This window comes from Streptomyces sp. NBC_01477 (assembly GCF_036227245.1).
GTDB lineage: Bacteria > Actinomycetota > Actinomycetes > Streptomycetales > Streptomycetaceae > Actinacidiphila.
On the sequence record NZ_CP109445.1, the window covers coordinates 2904395 to 2923402 of the forward strand.

Annotated in this window: 16 protein-coding genes and 1 pseudogene; 8 read left to right on the plus strand and 9 right to left on the minus strand. The window is 72.5% G+C overall.

The window, feature by feature from the left end; genetic code table 11:
- Window positions 1-12: 12 nt before the first annotated feature.
- The 4 genes and pseudogenes from OHA86_RS11665 (at window position 13) to OHA86_RS11680 (ending at window position 4391) form a co-directional block, all read left to right on the plus strand.
- On the plus strand, window positions 13-2304 hold the full coding sequence (locus OHA86_RS11665; RefSeq protein ID WP_329174760.1) for a glycosyl hydrolase family 18 protein: 2292 nt from the start codon (window positions 13-15) through the stop codon (window positions 2302-2304).
- Window positions 2305-2370: 66 nt separating this feature from the next.
- A pseudogene (locus OHA86_RS11670) lies at window positions 2371-2613 on the plus strand (cysteine hydrolase family protein); the annotation flags it as partial.
- Window positions 2614-2667: 54 nt separating this feature from the next.
- Window positions 2668-3558, plus strand: coding sequence for an aminoglycoside phosphotransferase family protein (locus OHA86_RS11675; protein WP_329174762.1), 891 nt, complete (start codon window positions 2668-2670; stop codon window positions 3556-3558).
- A 158-nt stretch (window positions 3559-3716) separates the two neighbouring features.
- Window positions 3717-4391: a formylglycine-generating enzyme family protein gene (locus OHA86_RS11680; protein ID WP_329174764.1), complete on the plus strand. Its 675-nt coding sequence runs from the start codon at window positions 3717-3719 to the stop codon at window positions 4389-4391.
- A 100-nt stretch (window positions 4392-4491) separates the two neighbouring features.
- On the opposite strand, the gene OHA86_RS11685 is transcribed toward OHA86_RS11680, so the two are convergent.
- The 4 genes from OHA86_RS11685 to OHA86_RS11700 all read right to left on the minus strand — a co-directional run bounded on the left by OHA86_RS11685 (window position 4492) and on the right by OHA86_RS11700 (window position 10348).
- The gene (locus tag OHA86_RS11685; protein ID WP_329174766.1) at window positions 4492-5652 is read right to left on the minus strand and encodes a DUF5954 family protein; all 1161 of its coding nucleotides are present in this window, start codon (window positions 5650-5652) and stop codon (window positions 4492-4494) included.
- A gap of 143 nt (window positions 5653-5795) precedes the next feature.
- Window positions 5796-8195: an ATP-binding protein gene (locus OHA86_RS11690; protein ID WP_329174768.1), complete on the minus strand. Its 2400-nt coding sequence runs from the start codon at window positions 8193-8195 to the stop codon at window positions 5796-5798.
- 435 nt (window positions 8196-8630) lie between these two features.
- Window positions 8631-9881, minus strand: a complete 1251-nt coding sequence (locus OHA86_RS11695; protein ID WP_329174770.1) for a tetratricopeptide repeat protein — start codon at window positions 9879-9881, stop codon at window positions 8631-8633.
- On the minus strand, window positions 9881-10348 hold the full coding sequence (locus OHA86_RS11700) for an ATP-binding protein (protein WP_329174772.1): 468 nt from the start codon (window positions 10346-10348) through the stop codon (window positions 9881-9883). Before OHA86_RS11700 ends, OHA86_RS11695 begins: the two co-directional genes overlap by 1 nt.
- 156 nt (window positions 10349-10504) lie before the next feature.
- Between OHA86_RS11700 and OHA86_RS11705 the strand changes: the two genes are divergently transcribed.
- Window positions 10505-11359, plus strand: coding sequence for a helix-turn-helix domain-containing protein (locus tag OHA86_RS11705; protein ID WP_329174774.1), 855 nt, complete (start codon window positions 10505-10507; stop codon window positions 11357-11359).
- Entirely contained in the window at window positions 11356-11658 is a 303-nt protein-coding gene (locus OHA86_RS11710) for a DUF397 domain-containing protein (protein WP_329174777.1), read from the plus strand. Before OHA86_RS11705 ends, OHA86_RS11710 begins: the two co-directional genes overlap by 4 nt.
- Window positions 11659-11864: 206 nt before the next feature.
- Here OHA86_RS11710 and OHA86_RS11715 read toward each other — a convergent pair whose 3' ends face one another.
- Complete coding sequence (locus tag OHA86_RS11715) at window positions 11865-12368, minus strand: DinB family protein (RefSeq protein ID WP_329174779.1); 504 nt, start codon at window positions 12366-12368, stop codon at window positions 11865-11867.
- A gap of 179 nt (window positions 12369-12547) precedes the next feature.
- On the opposite strand from OHA86_RS11715, the gene OHA86_RS11720 reads away from it, so the two are divergent.
- Complete coding sequence (locus OHA86_RS11720; protein ID WP_329174781.1) at window positions 12548-13786, plus strand: DUF4032 domain-containing protein; 1239 nt, start codon at window positions 12548-12550, stop codon at window positions 13784-13786.
- A 59-nt stretch (window positions 13787-13845) separates the two neighbouring features.
- Here the strand turns inward: OHA86_RS11720 and OHA86_RS11725 are convergent, their stop codons facing one another.
- Window positions 13846-15120 (minus strand): Gfo/Idh/MocA family protein, encoded by a 1275-nt coding sequence (locus OHA86_RS11725; protein WP_329174783.1) that lies wholly within the window; start codon window positions 15118-15120, stop codon window positions 13846-13848.
- Window positions 15121-15313: 193 nt separating this feature from the next.
- Here OHA86_RS11725 and OHA86_RS11730 point away from each other — a divergent pair, with 193 nt between their 5' ends.
- Window positions 15314-16321, plus strand: coding sequence for a helix-turn-helix transcriptional regulator (locus tag OHA86_RS11730; RefSeq protein WP_329174785.1), 1008 nt, complete (start codon window positions 15314-15316; stop codon window positions 16319-16321).
- Between the two features lie 815 nt (window positions 16322-17136).
- Here OHA86_RS11730 and OHA86_RS11735 read toward each other — a convergent pair.
- The 3 genes from OHA86_RS11735 to OHA86_RS11745 form a co-directional block, all read right to left on the minus strand.
- Window positions 17137-17604 (minus strand): hypothetical protein, encoded by a 468-nt coding sequence (locus OHA86_RS11735; RefSeq protein WP_329174787.1) that lies wholly within the window; start codon window positions 17602-17604, stop codon window positions 17137-17139.
- A 155-nt stretch (window positions 17605-17759) separates the two neighbouring features.
- Window positions 17760-18251, minus strand: coding sequence for a glutathione peroxidase (locus tag OHA86_RS11740; RefSeq protein WP_329174789.1), 492 nt, complete (start codon window positions 18249-18251; stop codon window positions 17760-17762).
- Window positions 18248-18961, minus strand: coding sequence for a pentapeptide repeat-containing protein (locus tag OHA86_RS11745; RefSeq protein ID WP_329174791.1), 714 nt, complete (start codon window positions 18959-18961; stop codon window positions 18248-18250). The genes OHA86_RS11740 and OHA86_RS11745 overlap by 4 nt, the downstream gene beginning before the upstream one ends.
- Window positions 18962-19008 lie beyond the last annotated feature (47 nt).

Below are 19008 nucleotides of genomic sequence, written 5' to 3' on the forward strand. Positions count from 1 at the left end.
GGAGGACCAGCCATGCCCGAAAACACACACGCGCACCCCACCAGACCACCCGCGTCCCGCCGGGCGGCCCGCCGCGGCGGGGCGCTGACCCTCGCCGCCGCCCTCGTCGCGGCCGGCCTCGCCCTGGTCACCGCCCCGGGCCACGCCTCGGCCGCGGACGTGCAGCTGCTGGCGAACCCCGGGTTCGAGACCGGCACCCTGAGCGGCTGGACGTGCGCCGCGGGCTCCGTGGTGGCCACGCCCGTGCACACCGGCACGTCCGCCCTGGCGGGCGCCGCCGGCGCGTCCGACACCGCGCAGTGCCAGCAGTCCGTCGCCGTGCAGCCGAACACCACCTACACCCTCGCGGGCTGGGTCCAGGGCTCCTACGTCTACCTCGGCGCGACCGGCACCGGCGTCAACGCGAGCACCTGGGCGCCGTCCGCCGCCTCCTGGACGCAGCTGTCCACCACGTTCAAGACCGGCGCGAGCACGACCTCGGTGAGCGTCTTCACCCACGGCTGGTACGGCCAGGGCACCTACCACGCGGATGATCTGAGCCTGACCGGCCCCGGCGGCGGCGCCACGACCCCGCCCACCACACCGCCGACGACTCCCCCGACCACCCCGCCCACGACTCCCCCGACGACACCTCCCACGACGCCGCCCACCACCCCGCCGACCACTCCTCCGACCGGACCCACCGGCGACGGAAAGATCACCACCCCCACCGGCCTGGCCGCGACCAAAATCACCGGCAACGCCGTCGTGCTCAGCTGGAACAAGTCCACGGACTCCTCCCAGAACGGCGACGTCGCCGCGTACAAGGTGTACTCGAACGGCCAGATCGTGGCCACGTCCATGGGCACCACCGTCGCGGTCAGCTCGCTGCTGCCGAAGACGGCCTACACCTTCGCCGTACAGGCCTACGACCGGGCCGGGCACGCCTCGGCGACACTGTCGGCCCCGGTCACCGCCACGACGGCGGCGGCGCCGGCCGCCAAGCAGTTCGCGTCCGCCTACTTCGACCAGTGGGGCATCTACGAGAACGCGTACTACCCCAAGCAGATCGGCACCAGCGGCGCCGCCGCCAAGCTCGACGTGGTCACCTACGCCTTCGAGAACATCCACCCCAGCACCCATACGTGCTTCGAGGCGATCAAGGCCTCCGACGCCGCCAACGAGTCCGACCCGAACGCCGGTGACGGGGCCGGCGACGCCTACGCCGACTACCAGGCCGACGTGGCCGCGGGCGACAGCGTCGACGGCACGGCGGACGTCTACGAGCAGCCGCTCAAGGGCAACTTCAACCAGTTGCGCGCCCTCAAGGCGAAGTACCCCAACCTGCGGCTGACCGTGTCGCTGGGCGGCTGGACGTACTCCAAGTTCTTCTCCGACGCGGCTGCCACCGACGCCTCCCGGAAGGCCTACGTCTCCTCCTGCATCGACATGTTCATGAAGGGCAACGTGCCGGCCAACGTCCAGGGCGACCCGTCCGGCGGCACGGCGTCGGCGGCCGGGCTCTTCGACGGCATCGACATCGACTGGGAGTACCCGGGCTCGGCCGGCGGCCACACCGGCAACCACTACGCGGCGGCGGACAAGGCGAACTTCACCCTGCTGCTCAAGGAGTTCCGCACCGAGCTGGACGCGTACGGCAGCAGTGTCGGCAAGCACTTCCTGCTGACCGCCGCGCTGCCCAGCGGCCAGGACAAGATCGCCTACCTGGAGACCGACAAGATCGGCGCCTACCTCGACTACGCCGACGTCATGACCTACGACATGCACGGCTCGTGGGACGCGACGGGACCCACCAACCACCAGGACCCGCTGCACGACAGCCCCGCCGACCCGACGGGGCCGATCGCGCCGGGCACCGCCAGATACAACGTCGACACCGCGGTGGCCGCCTACACCACGGGGCTGCCCGCGTACGGCATCCCCGGCGGATTCCCCGCCGCCAAGCTCGTGCTCGGCGTGCCCTTCTACTGGCGCGGCTGGACCGGCGTACCCGCCGGCGGCGACTACGGCCTCTACCAGCCGGCCACCGGACCCACCGCGGCGAAGGCGCTGAGCCAGGAGGCCGGCCTGGCCGCCTGGAAGGAGCTGAACGCCACCGCGGCCACCACCCACTGGGACCCGGTGACCGAGAGCGCCTGGATCTACGACGGCACCAACTTCTGGACCGGCGACAATCCGCAGGCCATCCAGGCCCGCGCCGCCTACGCCAAGTCCAAGGGCCTGGCGGGCATGTTCGCCTTCTCGCTGGAGAACGACGACGCGTCGGGCACCCTGCTGAACGCGATGACCGGCAGCCTCGGCTGACCCCGGCCGCCCGGCCCCGGGCACGCTGACCGGCCGTACCGCCGACCTCCCGGCGGTACGGCCTTCGCGCTGATCCTGACCGCCCAGGACGTCGGCCATCTCGTCCTGGCCGGCATCGCCACCAGCGGCATCGTCCTGTCCACCGCGCTCCAGGCGGCCGACCTCGACTACCGCGTCACCGTCCTGTCGGACGCCTGCGCGGACGCGAATCCGGCGCTCCACGAGACGCTGCTCACCGACCTCCTCCCCCGCCGCGTCGACGTCACGACCACCCCGGAGTGGTCCCGCATCCTCGTCCCGACGTCCTAGCCGGCCCCCTCCCCGGCCCCGGGAGCCCCGTGCCGCGGGTGGTTGAGTGGGATCATGCGCGCCTTCGAGATCGACGAGACCCTCGTACGCACCCTCGTACGTGAGCAGCATCCGGACCTCGCGGAGCTGGACCTGCGTGCGGTGGTCGGCGGTTGGGACAACCAACTGTGGCGGCTCGGGAACGAGTTGGCCGTACGCATGCCGCGCACGGAGCGTGCGCCGTCCCTCCTGCGCAAGGAGCACCGGTGGCTGCCCGCGCTGGCTCCGGGCCTTCCGCTGCCGGTCCCGACCCCCGTGCGCATCGGCGAACCCTCCGTGCGCTTCCCGCAGCCGTGGACCATCGCGGCCTGGGTCCACGGCGAACCAGCCGACCGCGTCCCGATCAGCCACGGCCGCGCGGCCGGTACGCTGGCGGACTTCCTCACGGCGCTCCATGTGACGGCGCCCGCCGACGCACCGGTCAGCCCGGACCGCGGCGTACCGCTCAGGACAGTCGCGGACACCGTCGGAAAGCTGCTTGAGGACTTCGCGCCCGAAGAGGTCGGCCTCCAGCGGGTCCAGCAGGTCTGGGACGAGGCCCTCGCGGCTCCCGAGTGGGAGGGCCCGCCGGTATGGCTGCACGCCGACCTTCACCCGGCGAACGTCGTCGTCTCGGACGGCACCCTCTCGGGCGTGATCGACTTCGGTGACATGTGCGCGGGCGATCCGGCGGTCGATCTCGCGGCCGCGTGGGTGCTCCTTCCCGCGGGGGCCGCCGCACGGTTCTTCGAGGCGTACGCGCACGCGGACGAGGCGACGGTCCGGCGCGCACGAGGGCTGGCCGCCCTGAAAAGCCTGGCCCTCATCAGCATCGGCCAGGCCGGCGAGCGGGGCCTGCCCGGCGGCAAGCCGACCTGGGGACCCGCGGGCCTGGCGGCGCTCGAACGGGTTCTGGCGCCCGTGTGAGGCGGGCGTCACCAAGTGCCGCTGTGCGCGCGGACACTGAGCGCGATCCGGTGGCGTCCGGAAGGGAGGTCCCCCGTCCCGCCGTCCCGCCGTCCCGCCGGGCCGCCGGGCCGCCGGCTGCCGGCGTCCAGGACGGGTGTCCGTAAGATCACGTGCTCATGGACGCACGCGCAGGAAACGAGATGACCGCCATCCCGCCGGGGCGGATAACGCTGTCGGACCGGCGGACACAGCGCACGTGGCCGGTCGAACTCGCGCCCTACGAGCTCGCGACGTTCCCGACCACCCAGGCGCTGTACGCGGAGGTCACCGGCCGGCGGCCGAGCACCGCCGACGGCGACCGACTGCCCGTCGAGGGCGTTTCCTGGTGGGACGCCGTCCGGTTCTGCAACGCGCTGTCCCAGCGCGACGGGCTCGCCCCCGCCTACCGCCTGCACGCCGACGGCGAAGGCGTCGAGTGGGACGCGTCCGCCGAGGGGTACCGGCTGCCGACCGAGGCCGAGTGGGAGCACGCCTGCCGTGCCGGTACGACCGGCCCGCACTACGGCCCGCTCGACGAGATCGCCTGGTACCGCGACAACTCGCACGAGCGCGTCCACGACGTGGGCGGCAAGCGGCCCAACCCGTGGGGCCTGCACGACATGCTCGGCAACGTCTGGAACTGGTGCTGGGACGTCTACGACGCGGAGGTCTACGGCACCTACCGGGTGCTGCGCGGCGGCGGCTGGTTCGACGAGCACTGGAGCTGCCGGGCCTCCGCGCGACGCCGCAGCCACCCGAGCTTCCGGGTCGATGACGTGGGATTCCGCGTCGCCCGCTCCATCACGCGCTGACCCGGGCCGTGCGCGGCGCCCACCGCGACGAGCCGGGCCATCAGGGTCTCGGTCCGGTGTCCCCGGGATGCCGCCGCACCGGCCCGGGTCAGCGGAGGCCTCAGCCGGCCCCCTCCGGTGCGGCTGCCGGGGGTTCGGGGGGCGGGCGGCGGCGGGACTTCAGGGACTGGCGGCGGGTGTCCTCCTCCTGCCAGAGGCGGCGGAGTTCGGCGGTACGGGGGTCCGGCTTGCGGGGCTGGAGGTCGTTGCCGTCCTCGTCGATCACGCCCTTCTCGCGGAGCTGGCGGGTCTGCACCTCGACGGGGGGCTCGGGGTCGTAGTCGGAGGGGCGCGGCTTCTCGGGGCCGTCGGGGCCGATGCGGACCAGCCGCTCGACCCGGGTCACCCGGAATCGGTGGCCGTCCACGCACACCGTGTTGCCGCGATCGTCGTCCAACCGGTCGGCGGCAGCCGCGTATGCGGCCTTCGGGGCGCCCGTCAGCCGGAGCGTGAACGGTGCCATCACCCGCAGCCAGTACGCGAGCGCGTCCCGGGCGCCCTGCGGGGTGGAGTACGTCGAGCCGGGGTCGTGGAATTCCCATCTGCCCCGCACCCGGTCGGAGATGAGGAAGGCGGGGGGCAGCAGCACGCCCCCGGGGTAGTGGTGGACCGCCTGGCGGGCCTCGTCGTTGATCTCGTCCGGCGCGCCCGGCAGGATCGCCGCGAGCGGCAGCAGGTCCAGCTTGAGGACGCCGTCGGACAGCCCTGTGCCGGTGTGCGGGTCCACCACGAAGCCCTTGGTGCGCGACGGCACCCGGTGCGCCTCGCCGACCTCGGCCGGGTCGGGGTCGGAGGGGCGTGGCGGCTCGGGTCCCTCCTCGCCGGAGCGGATGAAGTGCGAGGTCCGCACGATCCGGTACCGCTCGCCCAACGCCCACACCTCGTTGAGGACTTCGCGGTCCATCCGCAGCGCCGCCGCCATCCACTTCTTCGCGGCCCCGCCGTCACCCGCCGACTCGGCCCGGTGCGCGCTCAGCCGGAAGTGCGAGCCGAGCGAGTCGCGCGCCTGCTGCGGCCAGCTGCCGCCGTATTCGGAGAGCGCCCAGCCGCCGGTCTCCAGCTCCCGGGCCCAGAAGTATTCCGCGATCCCCACTCCGTGCAGCTGCGGATACCGCTCCCTTGCCTGCCACGCCTCCTGGTCGGCGAACGCCGCGACGGGACCGTCCTGCTGGACCATCCGTACCGTCAGATAGGCGGGGACATTGTCCTCGTAACCGCTCATAGGCAGACTGTGCCCGATCGGGCCGTCCCCCGTGACCGAATCCGCCGACCGACGGCCCGAAACCGCCCGTATGTGGCCAGGACACCTGGTGGCATGCTAAGCGCCATCGGGAAGCCGCCCCGTTTCCGGCCGACAGCGCCGCCTCATTGCGCCAACTGCCGTTCTATGCGCGCGCGTACGCCCTCTGCCCTCGGGTCGGTGTAGGGCGTCAGGTGGGTCAGCGCCCGCGTCCAGCAATCGCGGGCGACGGCCGGGTCCTTGGGGTGGAGCACCGCCGCGAGGTGGTCCAGCTCGACGGCGTGCTCCCAGGCGTCGCCCAGCTCCTGGTGCACCGCGGCGGCCTGCCGGTGGAGGTCGGCGGCCTCACCGGGGCGTTCCATGGCCGTGTACGTCAGCCCGGCCCCGCGCCAGGCCAGCGCTTCCCGGCCGCGGTCGCCGAGCCGGCGGTGCAGGGTCGCCGAACGCCGGTAGGAGGTGAGGGCCTCGTCGTGGCCGCCGGTGGCGCGCTGGGTGTCGCCGAGGGCGATCAGCCAGTACGCCTCCAGCGTGTCGCTGTGCAGGGTGAGCGCGATCTCCAGCGCCTCCTGAGCCGACCGCAGGGCCGTGTCGGCCTGGCCCGACTCCAGTTGGAGCACCGCCAGCAGGCGCAGCGCGTTCCCCAGGCCCCGCCGGTCGTCCGCCGCCCGGTTGATGGCCAGCGCCTGGCCGAGGGCGGTCGCCGCCTCGGGCAGCCGGCCCGCCTTGTGGCTGACGGCCGCCACGTTGGCGTGGACGGCGGCGGCCAGGCGCCGGTCGTCCAGCTCCTCCAGAATCGCCGCGGCCTCGGTGAAGTGCGTGCCCGCCAGGTCGAGTTGCCGCCTGCGCAGGTGTATCAGGCCGATCGTGTTGAGCACCCGGGCCTCGTCGAAGCGGCGGCCCGTGCGGCGCGCGACCTCCAGCGCGCGGCGCAGGCACTCCAGGCCCGCTTCGAAGCGGTTGGTCTCCCGGTGGATCGTGCCCAGGACGGTGAGCAGCCGCAGTTGCGCGTGCGGGTCGTCGGACCGCTCCGCGGCTTCCAGGCCGGCGTGCCCCGAGTCGATCCAGTCGGCGCGGGCGGCGGACGGCGCCATGGCCCGCCACGCCAGCTCCGCCATGGACGTGGCGTGCGCGTCCAGGCCCGCGGCGACGGCCGCGCGGACGAGGGCGGGGAAGGTGAAGTGCTCCCGCTCGGCCCAGTCGGCGGCGGCGTCGTGGTCGGCGAAGGCCTGCGGCGGCACACTGCCCACCAGGTCGGGCAGCGGCAGGTGGTCCTCGGCGGGCTTGATCCAGGTCTGTGCCGCGTCGGCGGTGTGCAGGTACCAGTCGAGGACCCGGCGCAGGGCCGCGTCCCTCTCCTCCGGCGGCTCTTCGGTCCGCGCCCGGTCGGCGGCGTACGCGCGCAGCAGGTCGTGGAAGTGGTAGCGGTCGGGGGCGGTCCGCTCCAGCAGGTGCGCGGCGGCCAGGTCGTCCAGCAGCCGCCGGGCGCCGCTGACCGGCAGGTCGGCCAGCGCGGCGGCGGGGTGCGGCCCGAGGTCCGCGACCGGGTGCAGCCCCAGCAGCCGGAAGAGCCGGGCGGCGGGCGCCGGGAGGGCGCGGTACGCCCAGGCGAAGACCGTGAGGACCGCGTCCGCCTCGTCCTCGCCGCCGCTGCCCGGCGCGTCCCGCAGCGCGGACCCGTCCCGCAGTTCCGCGGCCAGCTCCGCTGTCCGCAGGTGCGGCCGGCCGGCCGCGCGTTCGGCCGCTATCCGCAGCGCGAGCGGCAACCGGGCGCACAGCCGGGCCAGTTCGGCGAGCGAGTCGAGGTCGTCGTCCGTGCGCCGGCCGCTGGTGACCGCCTGGAGCAGGGCCACCGCCTCCGGCTCGGGGAGGGTGCCGAGCGTGACCCGGCGGGCGCTGTCCCGTACGGCCAGCCCGGACAGGCGGCTGCGGCTGGTCACCAGCACCATGCTCTCGCCTGCGCCGGGGAGCAGCGGGCGCACCTGGGTCGCGCTGCCCGCGTTGTCCAGCAGGACCAGCACCCGGCGCTCGGCGAGCAGCGAGCGGTACAGCGCGGCGGCGGTCTCCGCGTCGCCCGGCACCCGGGCGGCCGGCACGCCGAGCGCGCGCAGGAATCCGCGCAGGGCCTGCTCGGGCGTGACCGGCTCGCCGGGGTCGTAGCCGCGCAGGTTCACGAACAGCTGACCGCCGGGGAAACGGTCCTTGACCCGGTGCGCCCAGTGCAGCGCCAGCGAGGTCTTCCCCGCGCCCGCCGTCCCGGCGACCACGTGCACCGACACCACGGCCCGGCCGCCGTCCCGGTCGGTCAGGGCCGCGTCGAGCAGGCCGAGTTCACCGGAGCGGCCGACGAAGCCGTCTGTGCCGGCGGGCAGTTGCCCGGGCGGGGGACCGTGCCGGTCCGGTAAGTCCCGGTGGAAGGGGATGTCCCCGGTGACGCTCCCGGCCCGCGCGTCATGTCCCGAGGAGCCCGACAGGTCGTTCCGCGAATCCCCGGCGTTCGTACCGCTGATCGCTTTACCCCCGCTCACGCGACGGGTGGCGCCGGAAGTGGCGCCACCACTCGTTCGAAATACGGCAGCACGTCCTCGGGCTGCCCCGTAGAGGTCCCGCGGACAAGCCGTCCACGGCGTGGCGACGTCCGGGCCGTGGAGTCGTCCCGGAGGAGTCGTCCGCCCTGCCGGTCCGGGAACTCCGGCGCCCGGAGGCAAGGCGTCCGGGGTGTCCGGCTTCGCCGCGCTGAGCATGGCGCGGGGATCACGACCGGCCGCCGGTCGGACAGCGCCGGCGGATCGGCCTCCCACACGCGTGCCATGCCTGCCTCCCAGCAACCCCACTGTCACAGACCGTGCCCGCCCATGTTACCCGGAGTGCCAGGCCGGACGCGGGGTGGAATCGGCCATTGGCCGGACCAATTGGCCTGACACGGCGGGCCGGTGCGCTTGCTGGGGCGGGTGAGGCCCGTGTCAGCCGTCTCTCGCGGGCCGCTGCTCGATCCGGGCGCGCAGCGCGTCGGCGCGCGGGTCGGTGAAGGGGGTCAGGCAGACGAGGGCCTGGGTCCAGTGGCCGCGGGCCGCTTCGGGGTCGCGCGAGTGGAGGGCGGCGCCGAGGTGGTCCAGCTCGACGGCCTGCTCCCAGGCGTCGCCGAGTTCGGCGTGTACGGCGGCGGCCCGGCGGTGGAAGGCGGCGGCCTCGGCGGGGCGGTCGAGGGCCTCGTACGTCAGCCCGGCGCCGCGCCACGCCAGGGCCTCGCGGCTGCGGTCGCCCAGACGCCGGTGCAGGGCGGCCGAACGCTGGTACGAGATCAGGGCGTCGCCGTACGTGACGGTGGCGCGCTGGACGTCGCCGAGCGTGATGAGCCAGTACGCCTCCAGCGCGTGGTCCCGGAGGGCGAGGGCGATCCGCATCGCCTCGCGCACGCACGCCTCGGCCTCGTCCAGCTCGCCCAGCTCGGTGTGCAGCGCGGCGGCGAGCCGCAGGGCGTTGCCCTCACCCCAGCGGTCGTCCAGCTCCTGGTAGGCGTCGAGCGCGAGCCGCACCGCTTCGGCGGCCTCGGCCGCCGGCCCCGCGTTCAGCCGGGTGGACGCGACGTTGGACAGCACGACGGCCACCCAGCGGTCCGCGCCCGTCTCCCGGAAGGTGGACAGCGCCGAGCCGAAGCACGCGGCGGCGCTGTCCAGCCGCCGCGCCCGCAGGTGCAGCAGGCCGACGAGGTTGAGGGCGTGCGCCTCGTCCAGCCGGTTGTCCGAGCTGCGGCACAGCTCCAGCGCCTGGGCGAGGCTGCGCAGGCCCTCGTCCAGCCGGTTCGCCGAGCGGTACGCCGTCCCGAGGCTCATCAGCAGCCGGATACGGCCGTCCGTGTCGCCCTCCCGCTCGGCCGCCGCCAGGCCCAGCTGACCGATACGCAGCCAGTCCGCGTCCGCGGCGGACGGCGGCCAGACCTGCCACAGCGTCTCGGCCAACTGCCAGGCCTGCTGGTCGAGTCCGGCGGACGAGGCGGCCTGGACGAGGCCGGCGAAGCCGGGCTGTTCGCTCTCGGACCAGTCGACGGCCGTGTCGTAGTCGGCGAAGACGGGCGGCGGCCAGAGCGGGGGCGGCAGCGGCAGGGGCGGCTCGGCGGGCGCGAGCCAGGCCCTGGCGGCGTCGGCGGTGTGCAGAAACCGCTCCAGGCGGCGGCGCAGCGCGGCCTCGCCGTAGTCGGGGTAGTAGCCGGGCATCAGGCGCGCCCTCCGTAGAGCCCTGCGGGCAGGTCGAGTTCGGCCCGTACGGTCTTGCCGACCGGGAAGCGGTCCAGCACCGCCCAGCGGTCGGCCACCGCCTCGACCAGCAGCAGCCCGCGACCCGACTCGGCCAGCGGGCCGACCGGGGCGAGGTCGCCGGGGCCGGGCGGACGGCGTTCGGTACGGGTGTCGGACACCTCGATGCGCAAGGTGGTTCGGCTGAGCGCGAGCCGCAGTTCGAAGTCCCTTCCGGAGACGCAGCCGTGGGTCACGGCGTTCGCCGCCAGCTCGGCCACGACGGTCTCGGCGGACTCGAAGGCGGAGCTGCCGTACGGGAGCCCCCAACTGTTCAGCTGATGCAGCGCCAAGTGCCGCGCGAGTCGGGCACCACGCCGGGTGGAGCTGAACTGCTGCCTGAACTCACCCTCGGCACACGGCAGTTGGCGGGTGGCTGGAGTTGTCATGACGCCCAATGTGGCCTGCGGAAACGCGGTCTGCCAGGACCCCGTTATGTACGCTGCGCGAGCGTACATGCACCAAGGGTGGACAGTACACATCACCGAGCGTAAGCATGGCCCGGTCAGCAAGTGACCCCAGGGCGAATGCGCGGGAGGTGGCCGATGACGGCCAACAGTACGGGCGGTGGCGGCGTGACGAGCATGGGTGGTGAACCCGAACCCTCCGACAGTCTGCGGACGTTCGGCGCGTTCGTCCAGGCCTTACGCGAACATGCCGGTCTCAGTCGTGAGGACTTCGGCGCGCACGTCGGCCTGTCCAAGCACACGATCACCTCGATCGAGGTGGGCCGCCGAATGCCGGACCCGGACTTCGCGGACCGTGCCGAGCCGGTGCTCGGCAACACGGGCGCGTTGCGGAACGCGGTCAAGCACATCGCCCGCCAGCCGGGCCTGGCCAGCTGGTTCAGGCAGTGGGCGAGGGAGGAGGCAACGGCGATCACCTCGTGCACGTACGAATGTCGGCTGATCCCGGGTTTGTTGCAGCCGGAGCGGTACGCACGCGCGCTGTTCGAGGAACGCCTGCCGCCGCTGAGCGACGAGGAGGTCGACGCCCAGTGGACCGCTCGGTTCGACCGGCAAAAGCTGCTCAGTGAACGGCCGAACACCGCGTTCAGCTTCGTCCTCGACGAACACCTGTTCCTGCGACAGACGGGCGGTCCGGACGTCACGAGGGAACTCATCGATCACGTGCTTGAGGTCGGTCGGCGACGGAACATCGAGATCCAGGTGCTGCCGCTGGCCACAGGCGTACATCCGGGGGTGAACGGCCCCATCCAGCTGGTGGAGACGCCTGACAACAGGTGGCTCGCGTACAACGAGGCGCAGGGCACCGGACAGCTCATATCCGACCCGAAACTGGTCAGTGTCCTCCAGATGCGGTATGCAAAACTGCGCTCGCAGGCCCTCACCCCCGAGGAGTCCAGGAGCCTGCTGTTGCAACTGCGAGGAGAGCTATGAGCACCGAACTGACCTGGTTCAAGAGCAGCTACAGCAGCGGCCAGGACGGCGACTGCATTGAGGTGGCTGTCGCCTGGCGCAAGTCCAGCTACAGCAGCGGCAGCTCAGGCGACTGCATCGAGGTCGCCGTCGCGTGGCACAAGTCCAGCCACAGCGGCGGCCAGAGCGGCGACTGCGTCGAGGTCGCAAGCTGCCCCGAGGTCGTGCACGTGCGCGACTCCAAAGACAAGGAAGGCCCCCAACTGGCCTTCTCCCCCACGGAGTGGTCCACCTTCCTCGACTACGCGCGCGGCCTCTGATCCACACCCGGGGCGGGGGTCCCCAACCCCCGCCCCGATCCGCGTTCCCCGGCGCAGAAGGCATCGGCGGAGATGAATGAGGAAGCACTCCCCATTCATCCGAGCTGATCTTCGCAGAACGCCAGCCGCTTGAGAGCGGCCCTTTCCAGCCAAACCGGAGGCGGAGAGCGCGGGTCGGGCACGGGCCGGAGGCGGCCCCTGGCGGGTCAGTCTCCGGTCGTGCCGTCGGCCATCTCGCGGAGGATGTCCAGGTGGCCGTTGTGGCGGGCGATCTCCTCGATCAGGTGGAGGAGGATCCAGCGCAGATTGATCGCGCTGCCGTCGCGGAGCGTGCGCTTCGCCATCTCGTCCAGCGAGTGGGCGGCGACCAGTTCGCGGTGGCGGACGTTCTGGGCCGTGTACTCGGCGAGCAGGTCGGCGAGCGGGATGTCCACCGCGACGCGCATCTCGCGGTCGGGGTCCTCGTCCGTCCAGGGACCCTCGTCCTTCCCGTCCAGGAACATCACGTCGAACCACCAGTGCTCGACCCACCGCACATGGTTGATCAGGCCGCACAGCGTCATCAGCGGGGAGCCGGGCAGCGGGGCGCTGCGGGCGTCCTCGGCCGAGACGCCGTCGCATTTCATCCGGGCGGTGTCGCGGACGTAGTCGAGGAAGGTGACGAGGGAGGCGCGCTCGTCACCGGTGGGCGGGACATCGGTTCTGGTCATGGGGACGCATCGTCTTCGATCGGCCGCGCGTTGTCGAACGGTTAAGGGCGTGTCGGCGCCGGTCATGGCCCCGGGTCGCTCGGCAGGAAGGCGGGCGGCCCGCCCGTACAGCCCGCGGCAGGCGCATGGCAGCATCGGAAGAGCCGCCCCATCCCCCCGCACCGAGACGAGAACGCGCCATGCCGCTCCAGATCAGGGCCTTCGACGCCGACCATCCGTCCGACCTGCTCGACCTCGAATGGCACGTGCCGCTCGAACAGTGGTCGGACAAGTCCCTGGTCGCGCTGCCGCGCGGCATCTCGCGGCACGTGGTGCGCTTCGCGCGGGCCGGTGACGAGGTGGTCGCGGTCAAGGAGGTCAGCGAGTGGGCGGCGGTCCGCGAGTACGGCCTGCTGCGGGACCTGGACCGGCTCGGGATACCCGCGGTCGACCCGATCGCGGTGGTCACCGGGCGGGTCGGCGCGGACGGCACGGCGCTGGAGCCCGCGCTGATCACCCGGCATCTGAACGGCTCGCTGCCGTACCGCTCGATGTTCGAGACGACGATGCGCCCCGGCACCGTCAACCGGCTGCTCGACGCGCTGGCGGTGCTGCTGGTGCGGCTGCACCTGGTCGGCTTCGCGTGGGGCGACTGCTCGCTGTCCAACACCCTCTTCCGCCGGGACGCCGGCGCCTACGCCGCGTATCTGGTGGACGCCGAGACCGGGCAGATCCAGCCCGAACTGACCTCGGGCCAGCGGGACTACGACATCGAGCTGGCCCGGGTGAACATCGCGGGCGAGCTGATGGACCTGGAGGCGGGCGGCTCGCTGCACCCCTCGGTGGACCCGGTGACCTTCGCCGAGGCGATCTGCTCGCGCTACACCGACCTGTGGCACGAGCTGACCCGCGAATCGGTCTACCCGGCGGACAAGCGGCACTACATCGACCGCCGCATCCGCCGGCTCAACGACCTCGGCTTCGACGTCGCCGAGATGCAGATCCAGCGCTCACCCGGCGGCGACAGCGTGACCTTCGTGCCGAAGGTGGTGGACGCCGGGCACCACCAGCGGCAACTGCTGCGGCTCACCGGCCTCGACACCGAGGAGAACCAGGCCCGCAGCCTGCTCAACGACCTGGACTCCTGGATGACCACCCAGGACGACTACGCCCCGGGCGACCCGCTCGGCGCCCGCCCCGAGGTGCTCGCGCACCGCTGGGTGCGGCAGGTCTTCCGGCCCGCGGTCCGCCTGGTGCCGCTGGAGTCGCGCCGCCATGTGGATCCGGCGCAGGTCTACCACGAGCTGCTGGAGCACCGCTGGTACCTGTCGGAGGCGGCGGGCCAGGACGTCGGCCTCGAAGCGACCGTCGCGAGCTACATCACCGATGTGCTGCCGCACGTGCCGGACCCGACCGCGGTGGTGGCCGAACCGGAGTGACCATGCGCCCGGGTCCCGGCGGAGTCCCGCCCCGGTCCCGGGCGGGCCGCGCCCCGGTCTCAGGTGAGCCGCAGCGCGGCCTCACGTACCGTCAGCGCGTCCTCGCGCACCTCCCGCAGGCCGGGCAGCGGCCGGTCACCGGTGCGCGGGCCGGGGCCGGGCGCCTGGGAGACGCTGCGGGTCCAGGCCCGCAGCTGCTCGCGGAAGCCGGTCACGGCCGGTCCGGCCCGGTGGGTACGGCGGGTGGACAGGCCGGTGGCCTCGTCCCACGTGTCGATGTGCAGCGTCGCGCCCTCGTCGCGGGCGTACGGCGAGGGCAGGGTGAGCGTGGCGACCGAGTCGGTGCCGGTGAATTCCAGCGTCTCGCGGTAGCGCCGGTGCGCGGGCAGCCGCAGATGGCTGGCCTCCACGACGAGGTCGTCATCGGGCCGCCAGCGGCAGCTGACCGCGCTGCCGCCCGCCCACTGGAGGCTGTGCTCCAGGCTGCCGTACAGCTCGCGCCCGGTGCCGTCGAGGGCCGCGTGCACGATGTTGACCTGGTGGATCAGCGAGCCGCCGAGGCCGCGGGCGTAGACCTCGCGCTGGAGCGCCGAGGAGTCCGCGCCGAGCGCGCGGGCCAGCGCGGCCCGGGCGGGCGGCGGTTGCGGGCCGAAGGGCGGCGGCGGGTAGGGCACCAGGTGGTCGACCAGGTGCGGGGCGTTGGGGTCGTGGATGTCCACGGCGATCCGGCGGGCGGTGGCCGCGTTGGCGCGGCAGTGGTCGATGAAGAGCCGCACCACCGGGTCGTGCCGCTTCATGTAGCCGGCGGTGACGGGGACGCCGCTGAGCCGCTCGGCGGCGATCAGCTCGTCGATCTCGGCCGGGTCGAGGCTGACCGGCTTCTCGCACAGCACCGGCAGCCGGGCTTCCAGGCAGGCGAGCACGACGTCCTTGTGGGTCCACCACGGCGACAGCACGAGCGCCGCCCCCGCGCCGGCCCGCGTCGCCTCCTCGGGCGTGTCGCACACCGCGACCCGGGGGAAACCGGCCATCACGGCGGCGCGGTGCCCGGGGTCGGGGTCGATCACCGCGACGGGCCTGATCAGATCCGGCAGGTCGCGGATCTCGCGCAGATGCGCGGCGTGCGCGACCTTGCCGGCCCCGATGATCACCATCGGTACCGGAGCGGGGGTGGCCAGCGGTTCCTGTTCCAGGTCGGCGCCGGGACCGGGGCCGCGCTCCGCGAGGTCGTCCTGCCCTGGTGCGCCGGGCTCCCTGCCCTCCTGCGAGGGCCGCCGCCCGGCCGGTGCGGGCGCCCTTCCCCCCGGCGGCCCCTGCTGCCCCGCGTGACGCATCGTGCTCATCCTTTCGGCCGGTCGGCACTCGTTCCTACCAGGAAACGTGGCGCGACCGCGACGCCGGGGTGTCCGAACCGTGATCTCAACCATGGCATGAGGGCCATCCATTGCTAGAGTCGGTATAGGGTGCGGTTGCCACCTTGCAGGCACCTGCACGTTTCGGCGCACCCGGCGACGAAAGAGGGAATCCGTGGCCAATTCGGTGAGGGGTGGTGGGCCGAATGCGGCCGACATCGGGCTCGCCCTTTATCAGGCACTGCGCACCAATGGCTCCTCCGTCCCGGCGAAGGCCGCGGCGGCGATCGGGCTGACCGAGGCGGAAGCCGAGGTGGGCTGGCGCGAGCTGGAGGAGCTGGGGCTGATACGCCCGGGCGACACCGCGGACGTGGTGGATCCGGTGGAGCCGGACACCGCCCTGATCGAGCTGCTGGCCCGGCAACGGGCCTCGTTGCGCCGTCAGCGCGACGAGTTGACCTCGATCGTCACGGCCGCCGAGTCCCTGATGGAGCGCTACCGGCCCGCGGTGATGCGGGAGAACGCCGAGATCGAGGTCGAGCTGGTCACCAAGGACCACCGGCGGCGGCAGTTCCTGCGCGACTTCGACGCCACGATCACGGAGTCGGCCAGCTGGATGCACCCGGGTCCGCTGCCGTCCAGCGAGGTGCTGGCGGGCTCGCTCACCGCCGACAACGCGCTCATCGCCCGCGGTATAAAGGTGCGCGCCATTTACGGCCAGAGCATTAATTCCGCGCCCAGGCAGCGTAAATACCTCTCCGATCTGACGGCCGCGGGCGTGGATGTCAGATTGGCGCCGCAGGTGCCTTTCGATCTCCTTATGGCCGATACCCACAGCGCGCTGGTACTGGCAAATCCGGAAGATCCCTCGGGCCCCGCGGTTGTTGTCAGGGGACCGGCTCTTGTTCGTTCCTATGTGGCAATGTACGAGGATTGCTGGCTGCGTTCCGTTCCGTACTCCGTGAACGCGGCGAACGGCCTGGACCCGGACAGCGAGCTGACCGAGCAGCACCGCACCACCATGCGACTGCTGGCGAACGGCCTGACGGACGAGCGGATCGCCAGGAAACTCGGGGTATCACTGAGGACCGTGAGTCGCCTGGTTTCTGAGATCATGCGGTATCTTGAGGCTGACAGCCGATTCCAGGCAGGAGTCCTCGCTGCGGCGCACGGCCTGATCTGACGAGGATCACACCGGCGCATTCACGCCATGGCGGAAATACGCACAAGCGAAAACTGGCCTGTGCCTGTGTGTATTTGCCACCATTGGGAAAGTTACGTGTCACCACACCACCATAGTGAGCACCCCCTTACTCCTGCCCACCTAAGGATTACGATGTCGCGGATCAGGCGTTCGACACATGTCTCCGCTGTTGCAGCACTGGTGCTCGTTCTGTCGTCGGCCGCCGGCACAGCCGTTGCCGCCGATGCTGCTTCGTCCCCCGCTCCGGCGCCGGCTCCGGTCGCATCGACCGATCCCGCCTCGCCTGACGGCTGGTTCCCGAGTGTGACGCCTGACGGTTGGTTCCCCCAGACCACTCCCGCGGTGGCCCCTGCCGGGTGGTTCCCCAGCGCGAAGCCCGCCGGGTGGTTCCCGAGCGTCGCTCCCGCCGGCTGGTTCCCGCAGACCACTGCGACGGATGTTCCCGACGGCTGGTTCCCGCAGACCCCTGGCACGGATGTTCCTGACGGCTGGTTCCCCCAGACCACTCCCGCGGTGGCCCCTGCCGGGTGGTTCCCCAGCGCGAAGCCCGCCGGGTGGTTCCCGAGCGTCGCTCCCGCCGGCTGGTTCCCGCAGACCACTGCCCCGGTCGGCTGGTTCCCCGCTCCCGTCGAAGCCCCCGTCGAGGTCTAGCAGTCGCGAGTCCGGCGGCCACCCGCCTGGCAGCCCCGGGCAAAAGCACCGTGCGGTCCGTGATGGTTCGCGGACCGCACGGTGCTTCTTGCATTCTGTGGGGGGATCCTTGGGGGTGGTGGGAAGCCAGGTCGGAGCTCGGGTCAGGGCCCGACGGAGGCCGCCATCGCCAGCGGTGCGCGATGGGGCCTGGCGACCGCCAGTGCGTGCTGCAGGACGGTGTCGATGTCGGTGGCCGCGTCATCGGCCGCGGGGTGGACCGCCAGCCAGCTGAGGTGGCGGCGCAGGAATGCCGCGAGGGCCGGCACCGTCCGCAGGGGGAGGCGGACGGTGCGGCCCTCGACTATCAGATCGGCCCAGGAGGCCAAGGTGTCTCGTACAGCGGCGCGCGCCTCGACTGCCGGCCCGTTCAGGGGGATGCCGGGCCGGTCAGTACCGGACAGTCTGTCGCCGGGGTCCTGCGCTGCTACGAGGACAACCTCCAACTCGCCGTATACCCGGGGAAGCAAGGCGAGTTGCCGATCCAGCCGCTCCTGGCAGGGCAGGCAGAGCGCAGGATCCGTCTCGACACACAGGTGGCCGGTCCGGAATTCGTAGTCCTGCACTTCCACTGTCCCTTCTCGTCGCCGGGGCGGTGATTCAAGAAAACCAGCACCCCCGCCCCCGGACAACGCCCGCAGTCCGGCCGGATTCTGCCATGGCGCGTACGCGCATCTAGGCACCTCCGCCCCAGGTCAGGCCCGGGCCTGCCACCCCGGAGAGTGGGTCAGCGCGGGAGCAGCGCCTCGATCGCCCCAGTGACCTCCGGCGTCTCCGGAGCGACGGCGGGACGGAACCGGGAGACGGCCACCCCGTCCCCGTTGACCAGGAACTTCTCGAAATTCCAGGTGATATCCCCCGCTTCGCCCGCCGCGTCGGGCAGCTGGGTCAGCTCGGCGTAGAGCGGGTGCCGGTTCGCGCCGTTGACGTCGGCCTTCGCGAGCAGCGGGAAGCTGACGCCGTAGGTGGTCGAGCAGAAGGTCTGGATCTCCTCGGCGCCGCCGGGCTCCTGACCGCCGAACTGGTTGCAGGGCACACCGAGGACCGTGAAGCCGCGCTCGGCGTACTTCTGCTGGAGCCGCTCCAGGCCTTCGTACTGCGGGGTCAGCCCGCACTTGGACGCCACATTGACCACCAGGACGGCCTTGCCGCGGTGCTCGCCGAGGGTGGTGGCGGCGCCGTCGAGGGTCTGCAGCGGGATGTCGTGGAGGGTGCTCATCGCTTGGTGCTCCTGTCGGGTTCTGACGCGAGGGCGGAATCGGCCACGGTGAGGCCGAGGGTCTGGGCGAGTGCGGGGGCGAGGTCGAGCAGCTGCGGGTGGCTGATCACGGCGCCGCGCAACGACTCGTAGCCGTCGGCGAGGTCGATGGACAGGGCGCCGCGCAGGTCGACGTTCTTCAAGGTGGCGCGGCCGAACCTGGCCCGCTCGATCCGGCTGCCGGGAAAGGTGACACCGTCGAGCCGGGCCTCGCCGAAGTCGACGTCCCGCAGCACGCAGTCCTCGAAGGCCACGTCGTGCAGGGCGGCGGAGCGCAGATTGACCGAGTCGAGCTTGCAGCGGACGAAGGCGACCCGGCGCATCCCGGCGTCGAAGGCCTCGACGCCGGCCAGCGAGCACCCGACGAGCGCGGAGTCCAGCCACTGGCTGCCGGCCAGGGTGCAGCCGGTGAAGCGGGTGCCGGACGCCCAGGCGTCGTTGAACCGGGCGCCGCGCAGGTCGGTGCCGGCGAAGACGCAGTCGGTGATCGCGGACTCCAGGAAGCGGGAGCCGGGCGCGCGGGTGCCCTCCGCGATGTCGAGCCCGTCGAGATGGACGGTGTCGTAGTCCCCCTCGACGGCCAGCGGCCCGGTGTGCGGGCGCAGCAGGGCGGCGTACGGCAGGTCCGCGAGGTCGTGCGGCACGGTGGGGCGGGCGTGCGATGCGGTCACACCGATCACCCTACGCGCGGGGTCCGACAGCGCCCCGGGGGGACCGG

Bases quoted from the DNA above. Each gene is read 5' to 3' on its own strand.
- OHA86_RS11715 (WP_329174779.1), bottom strand. From the start codon at position 12,368: ATGACCAGAACCGATGTCCCGCCCACCGGTGACGAGCGCGCCTCCCTC.
- OHA86_RS11705 (WP_329174774.1), top strand. From the start codon at position 10,505: ATGACGGCCAACAGTACGGGCGGTGGCGGCGTGACGAGCATGGGTGGT.
- OHA86_RS11740 (WP_329174789.1), bottom strand. From the start codon at position 18,251: ATGAGCACCCTCCACGACATCCCGCTGCAGACCCTCGACGGCGCCGCC.
- OHA86_RS11685 (WP_329174766.1), bottom strand. From the start codon at position 5,652: ATGAGCGGTTACGAGGACAATGTCCCCGCCTATCTGACGGTACGGATG.
- OHA86_RS11700 (WP_329174772.1), bottom strand. From the start codon at position 10,348: ATGACAACTCCAGCCACCCGCCAACTGCCGTGTGCCGAGGGTGAGTTC.
- OHA86_RS11680 (WP_329174764.1), top strand. From the start codon at position 3,717: ATGGACGCACGCGCAGGAAACGAGATGACCGCCATCCCGCCGGGGCGG.
- OHA86_RS11675 (WP_329174762.1), top strand. From the start codon at position 2,668: ATGCGCGCCTTCGAGATCGACGAGACCCTCGTACGCACCCTCGTACGT.
- OHA86_RS11720 (WP_329174781.1), top strand. From the start codon at position 12,548: ATGCCGCTCCAGATCAGGGCCTTCGACGCCGACCATCCGTCCGACCTG.
- OHA86_RS11695 (WP_329174770.1), bottom strand. From the start codon at position 9,881: ATGCCCGGCTACTACCCCGACTACGGCGAGGCCGCGCTGCGCCGCCGC.
- OHA86_RS11725 (WP_329174783.1), bottom strand. From the start codon at position 15,120: ATGCGTCACGCGGGGCAGCAGGGGCCGCCGGGGGGAAGGGCGCCCGCA.
- OHA86_RS11665 (WP_329174760.1), top strand. From the start codon at position 13: ATGCCCGAAAACACACACGCGCACCCCACCAGACCACCCGCGTCCCGC.
- OHA86_RS11710 (WP_329174777.1), top strand. From the start codon at position 11,356: ATGAGCACCGAACTGACCTGGTTCAAGAGCAGCTACAGCAGCGGCCAG.